Origin of the sequence: Plantimonas leprariae, from assembly GCF_008802405.1 — a bacterium.
Classification (GTDB): domain Bacteria; phylum Pseudomonadota; class Alphaproteobacteria; order Rhizobiales; family Rhizobiaceae; genus Plantimonas; species Plantimonas leprariae.
The window spans coordinates 55329-67311 of the sequence record NZ_VZDO01000018.1; the positions used below are offsets into that span (position 1 = coordinate 55329).

Below are 11983 nucleotides of genomic sequence, written 5' to 3' on the forward strand. Positions count from 1 at the left end.
CGGCGCCTCAGGACGCAGGCTCCGGCGCGGCATCGTAGGTGGCGTAGGTGCGGTCCTCGTCCGCTTCGACCAGCCGCACCTCGTAGCCCCAGAGGTTGGCGAGATGCTTCAGGACGCGCCTCGCGTCGCGCGGCTCCAGGCGGATGCCGTCCGCGACCTGATGGCGGATGAGGAGCCGCCGGTCGCCCTCGAGATCGACATCGACGATCTGGATGTCCGGGTCCTGCCGCGACACGTCGAACTGCCGGGCGAGCGAGGCTCGAACCTCCCGGAAGCCCCGCTCGTCGTGGATGGAGGCGACGGCGATCTCGTCCTCGTCCTCGTCGTCGACGATGCGGAACAGCCGGTGCTTCTTCATCAGGCGCGGCGACAGGAACTGCGTGAGGAAGCTCTCGTCGCGGTAGTTCGCCCAGGCGTCGCGCAGCACCGGATAGGGATCGCGGCAGCCGGCGAAGGCCGGGAACAGCCGCCGCTCCTCCTCGTCGGGGTCGAGGCAGATCCGCTCGATGTCCTCCATCATCGAGAAACCCAAAGCGTAAGGGTTGATGCCGCCGTAGCGCCGGTCGTCGTAGTCCGGCTGCATCACGACGTTGGTGTGCGAATGGAGGAACTCCATGAACGCCCCGTCGCCGATCTCGCCGGTCTGGTGGAGGCGCGTCATGATGCGGTGGTGGACGAAGGTGGCGCAGCCTTCGTTCATCACCTTGGTCTGGCGCTGCGGGTAGAAGTACTGCGCGATGAGCCGCACGATCCGGACGATCTCGCGTTGCCAGGGCGCGAGGCGCGGCGCGGTCTTCTCCAGGAAGTAGAGGATGTTCTCCTCCGGCAGGCCGAGAAGGGCGCGCCGCCGCTCGGCCTCGCCGGGTTTGCGCGCCGCCGCCTTCTTGCCCGGTACGGTGCGCCAGAGGTCGTTGAAGATCCGCTCGCCGTGCTCGCGCCGCTCGCGCTCGCGCTTCTCCTCGGTGCGAAGGTCGGTGTGGTGCCGGCCGTGATAGCGGTGGACGCCGTGGTCCATCAGCGCATGGGCCGCGTCGAGGACGCGCTCCACCGCTTCGACGCCGTAGCGCTCCTCGCAGGAAGCGACGTAGCTCTTGGCGAAGGCGAGGTAGTCGTGGATGCCCGACGCGTCGGTCCACTGCCGGAAGGCGTAGTTGTTCTTGAAGAAGTGGTTGTGCCCGAACCCGGCATGGGCGAGCACGATCGCCTGCATCGTCGCGGTGTTCTCCTCCATGATGTAGACGATGCAGGGGTCGGAATTGATGACGATCTCGTAGGCGAGGCTCTGCCAGCCCTTCCGGTACATGGTCTCGTCGCGCAGGAACCGCTTGCCGAAGCTCCAGTGCTTGTAGAACAGCGGCATGCCGGTGGAGGCGTAGGCGTCGAGCATCTGCTCGGAGGTGATGACCTCGATCCGGTTCGGATAGATGTCGAGGCCGAGCTCCTCCGTGCCGACGCGCTCCACCGCGCGGTAGATGCGCTCCAGCGTGTCGAAGTCCCAGTCGGCGCCGGTGAAGAGCGGCGGGCGGGACAGGTCGGAGGGAAGCGCGCTCATGCCGATGCCTTCCGCGTGGCCTTGCGCTCGAAGAGGTCGCGGAAGACCGGATAGATGTCGCGCGCCTGGGCGACCTTCCGCATCGCGAGCGGCACCGCCTCGCCGAGCAGGCCCTCCAGCGCCCGCCAGAGTCCGGACTCCCGGCTCGGCAGGTAGGAGCGCCCCTCGTCGGCCCGGCCGACCTGCAGGTAGGCGTAGTACTGCGTGATCGGCAGGATGCCGGAACGAAGGAGTTCGGCGACGAGGGCGTTGTCGCCCGAGACGTTGTCGCCGTCGGAGGCCTGCGCGGCGTAGATGTTCCAGCGGTCCGCGGGGAAGCGCTCGGCGACGATCCGCTGCATCTCCTTCAGTGCGGTCGAGACGATCGTGCCGCCGCTTTCGCGCGAGCGGAAGAAGGTCTCCTCGTCCACCTCCTGCGCCTCGTGCGTATGGCGGATGAAGACGACCGAAACCTTGCTGTAGCGTGTGGTCAGGAACAGGTAGAGCAGCGAGAAGAAGCGCTTGGCGAGGTCCTTCATGTGCTCGTCCATCGAGCCGGACACGTCCATCAGGCAGAACATCACCGCCTGCGCCGTCGGCTCCGGCACTTGGGTCGTGCGGCGGTAGCGAAGGTCCACCGGGTCGATGAACGGGATCGAGCGGACGCGCCCGAGCAGCGCCTCCAGTTCGAGCTTCAGTTCGGCGAGCCGGGCGGGCTCGGTTCCCGAGCGCTCCAGCGTCTCGATCTCCGCTTCCAGCGCGCGCAAGCGCTCCTTGTCCGGCCGTTTCAGCGCGATGCGGCGCGACAGCGAGCGGCGGAGCGTGCGGGGCACGGACAGGGCGGCGGGCGAGCCGGTGGTGCGGAAGCCCGCCGGCAGGCGCTTCGCCTGCGCCTCGCCGGTGACCTCGCGCTTCGCCATGTCGGGAAGTTCGAGGTCCTCGAGGAAGAACTGCAGGAACTCGTCGCGCGTCAGGACGAAGGAGAACTGGTCCTCGCCGGAGCCGTCCTCCGCGCCTTCCGAGCCGGATCCGCCGCCTTCCGGCGGCCGGGAAATGCGGTCGCCGGCGACGTACTGCTTGTTGCCGGGAAGGACGTAGTCCCGGACGCCCCCCTCGCCCGAGCGGCGGAAGGTCGGCTCGTGGACGCTGTTCGCCGGGATCGACACCGCGCCGCCCTCGCCGACGTCCCGGATCGAGCGGGAGGCGACGGCGTCCCGCACCGCCTGGCGCACCACGCCGCGCGCCCGCCGGATGAAACGCTGGCGGTTGGCGATGCTCTTGCCGCTCGAATCCAGACGGCGGTCGACGATATGCATGGCCTGACCATACTCCGGGGCGGCGGCGGTCTCAGCCGGCCTGCCGAACGCGCATGTACCAGTCGACGAGGCGCCGGACCTGGCGCTGGGTGAAGCCGCGCCGCATCATGCGCTCCACGAACTCGTCGTGCTTCTTCTCGCTGTCCGAGTCCTTCTTCGAGCCGAAGGAGATCACCGGAAGCAGGTCCTCGACCTGGCTGAACATGCGCCGCTCGACCACGTCGCGGATCTTCTCGTAGCTCGTCCAGGACGGGTTCCTGCCGCCGTTGGACGCTCTCGACCTCAACGAGAACTTCACGACCTCGTTGCGAAAATCCTTCGGATTGGCGATGCCGGCCGGCTTCTCGATCTTCGAAAGCTCGGCGTTCAGCAACTCCCGGTTCATCAGCTGGCCGGTGTCCGGGTCCTTATAGTCCTGGTCCTCGATCCAGGCGTCGGCATAGGCGACGTAGCGGTCGAAGAGGTTCTGGCCGTAGTCGTTGTAGGATTCGAGATAGGCCTTTTGGATCTCGTTGCCGATGAACTCGGCATAGCGGGGCCCGAGCTCGGCCTTGATGAATTCGAGATAGGTGCTCTCGACCTCCTCGGGGAACTGCTCGCGCCGGATCGCCTGCTCCAAGACGTACATGAGGTGGACGGGGTCGGCCGCGACCTCCTCGGTGTCGTGGTTGAAGGTCGCCGACAGGGTCTTGAAGGCGAACCGCGTCGAGATGCCGTCCATGCCCTCGTCGACGCCGGCCGCGTCGCGGTATTCCTGCATGGTGCGGGCGCGGGGATCCACCTCCTTCAGGTTCTCGCCGTTGTAGACGCGCATCTTCGAGTTCAAGGACGAGTTCTCATGGGCTTTGAGACGCGAGAGCACCGCGAACTTCGCCAGCATTTCAAGGGTCTCCGGCGCGCAGGGCGCGGCGGCCAGCTCGGAGTTCTTCACGAGCTTCTCGTAGATCTTCGTTTCCTCGTCGACGCGCAGGCAGTACGGCACCTTGATCACGTAGATGCGGTCGATGAATGCCTCGTTGTTCTTGTTGTTCTTGAAGGTCCGCCATTCCGCCTCGTTGGAATGGGCCATGATCATGCCGGTGAAGGGGATCGCGCCGATGTTCTCCGAGCCGACATAGGAGCCCTCCTGCGTCGCCGTCAGCAGCGGATGCAGCATCTTGATCGGCGCCTTGAACATCTCGACGAATTCGAGGACGCCCTGGTTGGCGCGGTTGAGGCCGCCGGAATAGCTGTAGGCGTCCGGGTCGTGCTGGGCGTGCATCTCGAGCCGCCGGATATCGACCTTGCCGACAAGCGAGGAGATGTCCTGGTTGTTCTCGTCGCCGGGCTCGGTCTTGGCGACGGCGATCTGCCGGAGGCGCGAGGGGGTGAGCTTCGCCACCTTGAACTTCTTGATGTCGCCGCCGAACTCGTCGAGCCGCTTCACGCACCAGGGGCTCATCAGGCCGGTGATGCGCCGGCGCGGGATGCCGTATTCGGCTTCGAGGATCGGTCCCATCGTCTCGGGATCGAACAGGCCGAGCGGGCTCTCGAAGATCGGGGAAAGCTCGTCGCCGGCCTTCAGGACGTAGATCGGCTGCTCCTCCATCAGGAGCTTGATCCGTTCGGCGAGCGAGGACTTGCCGCCGCCGACGGGGCCGAGGAGGTAGAGGATCTGCTTCCTCTCCTCCAGCCCCTGCGCCGCCTGGCGGAGGAAGGCGACGATGCGCTCCACCGTCTCCTCCATGCCGTAGAACTCGGCGAAGGCCGGATAGGTGCGGATGGTGCGGTTCATGAAGATCCGCCCGAGCCGCGAATCCTTGGCGGTGTCGACGAACCGGGGCTCGCCGATCGCGGCGAGCAGCCGCTCGTGCGGCCCGGCATACATGAGGGGGTCAGTGCGGCAGCCGTCGAGATAGTCAGACAGGCTCATCGCCGTCTGCCGCCGCGCCTCGTAGGTCTCGGCATAGGACTTGAACAAGAGGTTCGACATGCTGCCTCCGCTGGTAAAGCGTGCCACCGTCGTCGATCGGGCCGATCCGAACAGGACCGCCGTCACCATGCAACTGGGTCGTATCGACGCCGAACGCAAACCAAGACGGATAATATTGGCCGGCAGAAGGCTGCGCCGAGAGGCGGAAGCGGCAAGAGCCGGGAAGGCATGTCAAACTAAATTGATGCGCTTTTTCAACCTCTTGGGTTTCGGCTCGGCGTCGAGCCCGAACCAATTGAATTCACTGAGCGTTGCGCCAGCCTGACGTCGCGCGCCGCGGGCCGGCGTCCGGCCCTGCGGGGCGGCCTTGTCGTCAGAACACTTTTTCCATCCAGCCGTAAGGATCGCTTGTTCGGCCCCGCTGGATGCCGATCAGCGCGTCGCGAAGCCGCATGGACAGGCGGCCGGGCGCGCCGTCGCCGATCGTGACGTCGCCGGCCTTCGAGCGCAGGCGTCCGATCGGCGTGATCACCGCCGCCGTGCCGCAGGCGAAGGCCTCGGTGAGGCGCCCGCTCGCCGCATCGGCCCGCCATGCCTCGATCGCGTAGGGTTCCTCGCGGACGCCGAGCCCCATGTCGCGCGCCAGCACCATCACCGATTCCCGCGTGATGCCGGGCAGGATGTCGCCGAGCGGCGGGGTGACGAGCGAATCGTCGTCCATGACGAAGAAGACGTTCATGCCGCCGAGTTCCTCGACGTAGCGCCGCTCGGCGGCGTCGAGGAAGACGACCTGGTCGCAGCCCATCGCCTGCGCCTCGGCCTGCGCCTTGAGGCTGGCGGCGTAGTTGCCGCCGCATTTCGCTGCGCCCGTGCCACCGGGCCCGGCGCGGCAGTAGTCGTCGGACACCCAGACGGTGACAGTGCCGTTGCCGCTGCCCTTGAAGTAGCTGCCGACGGCCGAGGCGATCACGGCGAAGAGGTACTCCTGCGACGGCCGGACGCCGAGGAAGACCTCGCTCGCGATCATGAACGGGCGAAGGTAGAGGCTGCCGTCCGGCCCGTCCGGAATCCAGTCGCGGTCGGCCTTGACGAGCTGCCGCACCGCCTCGACGAACAGGCGCTCCGGCAGCGGCGCCATCGCCATGCGGTCGGCGGAACGGGCGAAGCGCTCGGCATTGGCGAAGGGCCGGAACAGCGCCGCGCCGCCTTCCGGCGTGCGATAGGCCTTCATGCCCTCGAAGATCTCCTGCGCGTAGTGGAGGACGGCGGTCGCCGGATCGAGCGTCAGGGCGACGCGCGGTTGCACCGCCGCCTCGTGCCAGCCGACGCCCTCCTTGTAGCGGATCGTCACCATGTGGTCGGTGAAGACGCGCCCGAACCCCGGATTGGCCAGCTGCTCGGCCCGCTCGTTGGCGGGCACGAGATTGGCGTGCGGCCGGCGCTCGAAGGCGATTTCGCTCGTGTTCATGCATGGCTCCGTTCGTCGCGGCCTCCGGCGCACCGGCGGCCGTCGCCCGAACCGTTCGGCGGATGGGCGTTCGCCGTCATCATCGCGCTGCCGGCGCGATCCGGCAAGGCGAGCGACACGATTCGCGTCAGTCGAACCGCACCGGGATGCGGGATTGGACGGACGAGCGACCGACGCCGGCCGGGATCGGGCCGACGGGACTGGCGCGCCGCACCATGGCGACGGCGGCTGCGTCGAGCGCCGGGTCGCCGGAACTCTTCGAGACCGAGATGCCGCCGAGCGCGCCGCTGGCCGAGATGGTGAAGCTCACCGTCGCGGTGCGCCCGCCGCCCTGGCCGGAAACGCTGCGCTCCTGCCGCATGATCGCGGCCCGAACGCCCGACATGAAGCGGGTGAGGGCGTTCTTGTCCGGCGCGCCGGCGCCCGAGGCGCGCTGCCCGGCGACGGACGCGCGCGACGCCTGCTGTCGGCGCGGCGTCGCGGGCTCGGCGGTGCGGGCCGGCCGCGCCTCGCGGACGGGCGGCTTCGGCTTGGCAGGCGGCTTCGGACGCGGCTGGGCGCGGGGCTTCGGCGGCGGGGGCGGCGCCACCTCGGACACCACGACCTCGTCCGGTGGGACGGCTTCCACGGCCTCCGGCTCGGCCGCAGCCGCCAGTTCCTCCGCCGGCGTCTCGGGCAGCGCTTCCTCGGCGAGCGCCTCCACCTCCTCGGGCGGCGGCAATTCGCTGAGGTCGATCTCCGGCATGTCCTCGACCGCTTCCGCCGGCGCATCCTCCGCCGGCGTTTCCACCGCATCGGGCGGCGGCGGTTCCGTCGCCTCCGGCGCCTCGACCTCCTCGGCGGCGCTGGAGGCGACGCTTTCGACGCTTTCCGCCGGCGGCAGGGCGAGTTCCGGCGGCAGGTCGATCATGATCGCGGCTTCCGGCGCCTCGTTCGCCGGCGGCGGCGTGTCGTGCGCGAGATAGCCGACCACGAGCGCGCCCTGGATCGCCGCCACCGCCGCGAAGCTGAGACCCCAGCGCATGAACTCGAAGCCGCGGTCGCGCCGCGCGAGGCCCGCCGCGCTCCGGCCGCCGTATATCCGCCCGCCTGCCGCCATCGTCAGGGCGTCGCCGCCGCTCCGACGCCGGAGCCGGGCAGGGTTTCGAGGCCGACGAGGGCGATCTTCAGGTAGCCGGCGGCGCGCAGGCGATTCATCACCTCCGTCAGGTCGCCGTAGGCGACGGTCTTGTCGGCGCGCAGGAACACCCGCTGCGCCTTGTCGCCGCCGGTGAAGCTGTCGAGCGCGCCGGCGAGGCCGTTCGGCGGCACCGGATCGTTGCCGAGGTTCAGCGACAGGTCCTGTTTCACGGTGAGATAGAGCGGCTTCTCGGGCCGCGGCTGCGGTGCCGCCGTCGAGCCCGGCAGGTCCACCGCGACGTCGACGGTCGAGAGCGGGGCCGCCACCATGAAGATGATCAGGAGCACCAGCATCACGTCGATGAACGGCGTGACGTTGATCTCGTGCGACTCGGTCAGGTCGTCGCCGCTGTCGAGCTTGGCTGCCATGTGTCCGGTGTCCTATTCGGCCGCCATCGCGCGGATGGGGTGGCCGCGCGCCTCGACACGGTCGAGGTCGCGCGAGACGAGGCGCTGGATCTCGGCGGACACGTCCGCCAGCCGCGCCCGGTAGCCGGCGATGGAGCGGGCGAAGACGTTGTAGATCACCACGGCCGGGATCGCCGCGACGAGCCCGATGGCGGTGGCGAGCAGCGCCTCGGCAATGCCCGGCGCCACCACCGCGAGGTTGGTGGTCTGCGCCTTCGAGATGCCGACGAAGGCGTTCATGATGCCCCAGACCGTGCCGAACAGGCCGACGAAGGGGGCGGTCGAGCCGATCGTCGCGAGGACGCCGGTGCCGCGCATCATCCGCCGGCCGGCCCCCGCCTCGATCCGCTCCAGCCGCGAGGCGACGCGCTCCTTCAGGCCCGCGACGGCATCGTGCGAGGCGCGCACTTCCGCTCCCGCCGCATGGACCATGTCGGCCGCCGGACCCTTGGTGCCGGAGCCTTCGGCTTCCCGCAGCGATCCGGCCGCGTCGAGCAGCCCCGCCGCCCGGCGAAGGCGCGCGGTGGAGCCGGCGAGCTCCAGCGATTTCGCCAGCCAGACGGTCCAGGTGACGAGCGAGGCGAAGGCGAGGCCGATCATCACCGCCTTCACGATGCTGTCCGCCGCCATGAACATGCCCCAGGGCGACAGGTCGTGCGGCAGGACGCCCGCGGCGGCTGCCGGCGGCGCGGCGGCCGGAGAGGTGGCCGGGGAGGAGGCGGTTACGGCCGCCGGCGCGGTTTCGACGGCGACGGGCGGCGGTTCGCTCGTCACGCGCGGCTGGGTCGTCGTGGCGGCGGCGGGTGGCTGGGCGCCGGTCGCGGCTTCCTGGGCCAGCGCCGGCAGGGTCGGCCATGCGAGCATGGCGGCGAGAAGGAGGCGACGCATCCGGATCATCCCGCCCTACTTCGCGAACTCGACCTTGGCCCGGGCCTTCAGCTCCAGCCGGTCGATGCAGTCCGTCACCGGGCCGGAGGGGCCGGCGCAGGAAATCACGTCGTTGAGGACGACGCGCGACATCGACGAGCAGGCGAGCCCCTTCACCGGAAAGGTCTTCACCACGGTCTTCTTCGCCGCGAGCGGGCCGAGCTCGGCCGCAAGGCGCTTGGCGACGACGCCTTCGCCGTCGAAGACCACGAGATCAAGCTTCAGGCTGTCGAGCCGGGCGGCGCCGTTCGTCGCCACCACCGTCGCCTGGCAGTCCTCGCCGGCCGCCTCCAGCTTGTTCAGCTCGATCGAGATCGGGTCCGCCGGTTTCGGCGCCTCCTGAGCGTCGGCACCCGAAACGGCGGCGGCGAGGAGGGCGAGCGCTGCGGCGACGGCGACGGGCTGATGCGGCATGGCGGGTCCTTCAGAGGTGGTTGGCTTCGCGATGTCACACTTGGCGGCATCTGAAAAGACAAACATGACCTCGAAATTCATCTTATCACCGGGAGTTCCCGATGTTTTGCGTGGACCGCCGCTATTTCACTTCGCAGTCTGGAAAGACTCTAAAAGATCAGCACTCTTAACGGTTTAGGCCTGGTTCGCCGTGGCCTGCGCGCCACAGCCAGATGGCGGATGTAGGCAAGGCGAGTCGGACCAACCGGTTTCCAGCCTCAAGGTCCGTCCGGATTGTTGACTATCGCTGTCATATATACGAGCCGTCCCGTATTGCAGAAGCGAAGGGGATGGCCATGTCGCGATCGAATCTCGGGGTGACGCGCCTCGCGTCCACGCTGGTGCTCGACGCAGTCGCCGATCCGGCCGACCTCCTCGGCCATTTCGCGCCCTACGGCACCAGCAGCGGCCGCGGCGCGCGGCGCGAACTCGCGCTCAGGCTCTACGGCGCGGAGGCGACGATCCGGCGCGAGGGCGACCGCGTCGTCATCCTCGCGGAAGCCGAGGACGCCGGGTCGCTGGCGACCATGAAATACATGATCGCCTACACCGTCTGCCACGCGCTTGGCGCCGACGAATCCGTCGTCCGCTGGAGCGGCGAGGGGGCGGGCACGAGCGACCTGCCGCAATTCCGGGAACTCCGGGTCGTCGATAGCTGGAACGTGACGCCGGGCATGCGCCGCGTCCGCCTCGGCGGCCGGGACCTCGCCCGCTTCGCGCGTGGCGGCCTCCACATCCGGCTGCTGATCCCGCCGGCGGGCCGCGCGCCGGTCTGGCCGCATGCGGGGCCGGCGGCGATCCCCGTCTGGCCGGAAGGCGAGGCGCGGCTGACGGTCAGGGTCTACACGATCCGCCGCATCGTGCCGGAGGAAGGTCTTCTCGACATCGACGTCGTCCTGCACGAGGGGGCGAGCCCCGGCGGCGACTGGGCGCGGAACGCCAGGGCCGGCGACGTCGTCGGCATCATGGGTCCCGGCGGCGACGACACGCTGCCCGCCGACCGGCTGCTCCTCGCCGGCGACGAGACGGCGCTGCCGGCCATCGCCCGCATTCTCGAGGAACTGCCGGAGGAGGCGACCGGCGCGGCGCTGATCGAGATCCCGTGCGAGGAGGACCGGCAGGAGATCCGCCGTCCGCCCGGCGTCGAGCTCGTCTGGCTGCCGCGAGGCGGGCGCGCCGCCGGCACGACGGGTCTTCTGTCGCAGGCGCTGCTCGCCCGCGCGAACGACGGCGGGGACGCCGACATGTTCCGCTGGTCGGGTTCCGAGTTCGGCGATTTCCAGCGACTCCGGCACCATTGCCGGAAGGTCCTGAAGCTGCCGCGCGACCGGCATTCCGTTACCGCCTACTGGCGGCGCGGCGTCGACCCGCACGACGAGGGCTGATCGGGTTCAGTCCGGCCAGTTGTTCGCGGCCTTCCGCCGGCGGCGGTCGAGGAGATCGGTCGCGGCGGTCGTGTTGGAGCGCCGCGCCGCTTCCAGTTCCTCGGTGAGGCGCGCCGCCACGATCTCCGCCTCGCCGGGATGCACGTTGCAGGGGTCGAGGTAGAAATAGCCGTGCTCGACCTCGTGGTCCCGCACGATCACCGGCCGCTCGCCCTTCGCCAGGTTGTCGGCGAGGTCCCAGGCGGTGGTGCGCGCCTCGTGCGGCTCGACATGCACCTTTAAGCGGTCGAGCGGGTTCTTCGTCGGATCGGGATCGATATGGGCGTCGACGCCGGCGAACGGCCCCAGCGTGTCGCGCCAGAGACGGAGCGCCGCGGTTTCGCGGGCGCGGATGCCGGCATGGTCGCGCTTCTCCCACGCCTCCAGCGCCGCGATCGTGCCGACGATGCCTTCCTTGCCGACCTTCATGCCGCGGCCGATGCCGCCGTTCTGGAAATAGGCGGCGCGCACGAGGTCCTTGCGGCCGGCGACGATGCCGCCGGTCGGGCCGCCGAGGAACTTGTGCGAGGAATAGAGCGCGAGGTCGGCGCCTTGCGCGAGGAAGCCGCGGAGATCGTATTCGGACGCGGCGTCGACGATCACCGGCACGCCCTTCGCATGCGCCACCTCGACGAACTCGGCGAGCGGCATCTGCCCGTACTGCACGACGTGGTGCGAGACGACGTAGACCGCCGCCGCCGTGCGCTCCGTGATCGCGCCCGCGAGCTGCCAGCTTTCCGCGCTCGTCGCCTGGCCGACCGGCACCACCTTCGCACCGGAAAGCCGGATGCCCTGGTCGACCGGCGCGCCGTAGCCGACGAGGTGGCCGCTCTGGATCGCCACCTCGTCGCGAGGCAAGCGCGAGGTGTCCGGCAGGCGCTCGATGGCATAGCGGTCGTCGCCGGTCATGGTCGCGGCGACGGCGAGCGTGATCGCCGCAGCGCAGGAAGCGGTGACGAAGCCGGCCTCGCCGCCGGTGAGGCGCGCGATCGTCCGGCTCGCATGCTTCTGCAACTCGCCGATCTCGACGAACTGCGGCAAGACCGCCCGCACCGCCTCGACCGCCTCCGGCACGACGATGGACGCGCCGAGCGAGGTCATGGTGCCGGAGACGTTGATGATCGGCCGGAGGCCGTATTGCCGGCGGATGTCGTCGCTCATGGCGTTCTTTCCGTTGTTGCAGGAGGCTGTTCGACACCTCGCCCGGGTCGGGCCGCCGGGTCTTTTCCGCCGCCACTTCGTTGCCAAGCCTCGCCGATGCCGCCGGCATCGACTGCGTTTGGCTCCTTGCGCGCGACGAAAAATCCCTCGCCGGCCCTCCGCCGACGAGGTGTCGAACAGCCTCCAGGCGGTTTCGCTGCCCGC

General features: G+C 69.3%; 11 protein-coding genes. 2 read left to right on the plus strand and 9 right to left on the minus strand.

Features of this window, described 5'->3' with window-relative positions; translation table 11 throughout:
• Positions 1-7: 7 nt before the first annotated feature.
• Genes F6X38_RS18995 through F6X38_RS19005 form a run of 3 tightly spaced genes read right to left on the minus strand, consistent with a single transcriptional unit; the run spans position 8 to position 4819 of the window.
• The gene (locus tag F6X38_RS18995) at positions 8-1552 is read right to left on the minus strand and encodes a SpoVR family protein (RefSeq protein ID WP_150972465.1); all 1545 of its coding nucleotides are present in this window, start codon (positions 1550-1552) and stop codon (positions 8-10) included.
• The gene (locus F6X38_RS19000; RefSeq protein ID WP_150972467.1) at positions 1549-2847 is read right to left on the minus strand and encodes a YeaH/YhbH family protein; all 1299 of its coding nucleotides are present in this window, start codon (positions 2845-2847) and stop codon (positions 1549-1551) included. Before F6X38_RS19000 ends, F6X38_RS18995 begins: the two co-directional genes overlap by 4 nt.
• A gap of 31 nt (positions 2848-2878) precedes the next feature.
• Positions 2879-4819: a PrkA family serine protein kinase gene (locus F6X38_RS19005; protein WP_150972468.1), complete on the minus strand. Its 1941-nt coding sequence runs from the start codon at positions 4817-4819 to the stop codon at positions 2879-2881.
• On the opposite strand from F6X38_RS19005, the gene F6X38_RS19010 reads away from it, so the two are divergent.
• Positions 4818-5084: a hypothetical protein gene (locus F6X38_RS19010; RefSeq protein WP_150972470.1), complete on the plus strand. Its 267-nt coding sequence runs from the start codon at positions 4818-4820 to the stop codon at positions 5082-5084. The two genes, F6X38_RS19005 and F6X38_RS19010, sit on opposite strands and share 2 nt — an antisense overlap.
• A gap of 48 nt (positions 5085-5132) precedes the next feature.
• Here F6X38_RS19010 and F6X38_RS19015 read toward each other — a convergent pair whose 3' ends face one another.
• From F6X38_RS19015 to F6X38_RS19035, 5 genes are all read right to left on the minus strand, one after another.
• Positions 5133-6227, minus strand: coding sequence for a branched-chain amino acid aminotransferase (locus tag F6X38_RS19015; protein WP_150972472.1), 1095 nt, complete (start codon positions 6225-6227; stop codon positions 5133-5135).
• A 127-nt stretch (positions 6228-6354) separates the two neighbouring features.
• Positions 6355-7326 carry an energy transducer TonB family protein gene (locus F6X38_RS19020; protein WP_150972474.1) on the minus strand — a complete coding sequence of 324 codons (972 nt, stop codon included), beginning with the start codon at positions 7324-7326 and terminating at the stop codon, positions 6355-6357.
• A gap of 2 nt (positions 7327-7328) precedes the next feature.
• Complete coding sequence (exbD, locus tag F6X38_RS19025) at positions 7329-7775, minus strand: TonB system transport protein ExbD (RefSeq protein WP_150972476.1); 447 nt, start codon at positions 7773-7775, stop codon at positions 7329-7331.
• A gap of 12 nt (positions 7776-7787) precedes the next feature.
• Positions 7788-8702 (minus strand): tonB-system energizer ExbB, encoded by a 915-nt coding sequence (exbB, locus tag F6X38_RS19030; protein ID WP_161992835.1) that lies wholly within the window; start codon positions 8700-8702, stop codon positions 7788-7790.
• A gap of 15 nt (positions 8703-8717) precedes the next feature.
• A complete protein-coding gene (locus tag F6X38_RS19035; protein WP_150972480.1) occupies positions 8718-9155 on the minus strand; it encodes a hypothetical protein in 438 nt (145 codons plus the stop codon).
• 335 nt (positions 9156-9490) lie between these two features.
• Here F6X38_RS19035 and F6X38_RS19040 point away from each other — a divergent pair, with 335 nt between their 5' ends.
• Positions 9491-10579: a siderophore-interacting protein gene (locus F6X38_RS19040; protein ID WP_150972482.1), complete on the plus strand. Its 1089-nt coding sequence runs from the start codon at positions 9491-9493 to the stop codon at positions 10577-10579.
• Between the two features lie 6 nt (positions 10580-10585).
• Here the strand turns inward: F6X38_RS19040 and F6X38_RS19045 are convergent, their stop codons facing one another.
• Entirely contained in the window at positions 10586-11779 is a 1194-nt protein-coding gene (locus F6X38_RS19045; RefSeq protein WP_150972484.1) for an aminotransferase class V-fold PLP-dependent enzyme, read from the minus strand.
• Positions 11780-11983: the final 204 nt, after the last annotated feature.

Bases quoted from the DNA above. Each gene is read 5' to 3' on its own strand.
- F6X38_RS18995 (WP_150972465.1), bottom strand. From the start codon at position 1,552: ATGAGCGCGCTTCCCTCCGACCTGTCCCGCCCGCCGCTCTTCACCGGC.
- F6X38_RS19000 (WP_150972467.1), bottom strand. From the start codon at position 2,847: ATGCATATCGTCGACCGCCGTCTGGATTCGAGCGGCAAGAGCATCGCC.
- F6X38_RS19010 (WP_150972470.1), top strand. From the start codon at position 4,818: ATGCTGCCTCCGCTGGTAAAGCGTGCCACCGTCGTCGATCGGGCCGAT.
- F6X38_RS19005 (WP_150972468.1), bottom strand. From the start codon at position 4,819: ATGTCGAACCTCTTGTTCAAGTCCTATGCCGAGACCTACGAGGCGCGG.
- F6X38_RS19015 (WP_150972472.1), bottom strand. From the start codon at position 6,227: ATGAACACGAGCGAAATCGCCTTCGAGCGCCGGCCGCACGCCAATCTC.
- F6X38_RS19020 (WP_150972474.1), bottom strand. From the start codon at position 7,326: ATGGCGGCAGGCGGGCGGATATACGGCGGCCGGAGCGCGGCGGGCCTC.
- exbD (WP_150972476.1), bottom strand. From the start codon at position 7,775: ATGGCAGCCAAGCTCGACAGCGGCGACGACCTGACCGAGTCGCACGAG.
- exbB (WP_161992835.1), bottom strand. From the start codon at position 8,702: ATGCGTCGCCTCCTTCTCGCCGCCATGCTCGCATGGCCGACCCTGCCG.
- F6X38_RS19035 (WP_150972480.1), bottom strand. From the start codon at position 9,155: ATGCCGCATCAGCCCGTCGCCGTCGCCGCAGCGCTCGCCCTCCTCGCC.
- F6X38_RS19040 (WP_150972482.1), top strand. From the start codon at position 9,491: ATGTCGCGATCGAATCTCGGGGTGACGCGCCTCGCGTCCACGCTGGTG.
- F6X38_RS19045 (WP_150972484.1), bottom strand. From the start codon at position 11,779: ATGAGCGACGACATCCGCCGGCAATACGGCCTCCGGCCGATCATCAAC.